General features: G+C 56.0%; 1 protein-coding gene. It reads left to right on the top strand.

Going from position 1 to position 529, the window contains the following annotated elements; translation table 11 throughout:
* Positions 1-322 precede the first annotated feature (322 nt).
* Positions 323-529 (top strand): hypothetical protein (locus HUO12_RS14280; protein ID WP_176274488.1); only part of this gene is annotated, 207 nt, incomplete at its 3' end.

A 529-nucleotide genomic window follows, 5' to 3' on the forward strand; every position in this document is an offset into this window, starting at 1 on the left:
AAGGTCAGCATGTAGGCATTGACCACCCAGACCAGGTCCGTGGCGGAAAAATGCAGATCCGATTGGATGGAAGGCAAGGCGACGTTCACGATGGTCGTGTCCAGCACGATCATCAGGACGCCCAGGCAGAGTATGGTGAGTGCCCACCAGCGCTTGTGGCTGTCGGCATGGCTGTACATAAGCAGATCCTTCTTGATGTGTCGATGTTCTGTCGCCAATTATTGGCATGACATGGACACGACGAACGAGCCCTTGCTTTCTCGACAGCGGCCGGACGCAAGAATGGTGAAAGGTTCAATCCATATGCTCGTGAATTCATTTCATGAGCAGCACCATGCCTTCGAACCGAGCGCTCAAAGACATAGAAATCACCGTGGCTCAGGCGACGGCGCGCTTGGCAAAATTGCACACCGATGTGGCCATTCTGATCCGGCAGGTCGAGCTGCGCAGCCACAACGCGCGCTGGTTCACTCTGGGATGGAGTCTGGCCGTCGTCCTCGCGGAGGTCGGGCTCTACGCATTTGAATAC

It is taken from the genome of Altererythrobacter lutimaris (genome assembly GCF_013371495.1).
Classification (GTDB): Bacteria; Pseudomonadota; Alphaproteobacteria; order Sphingomonadales; family Sphingomonadaceae; genus Erythrobacter; species Erythrobacter lutimaris_A.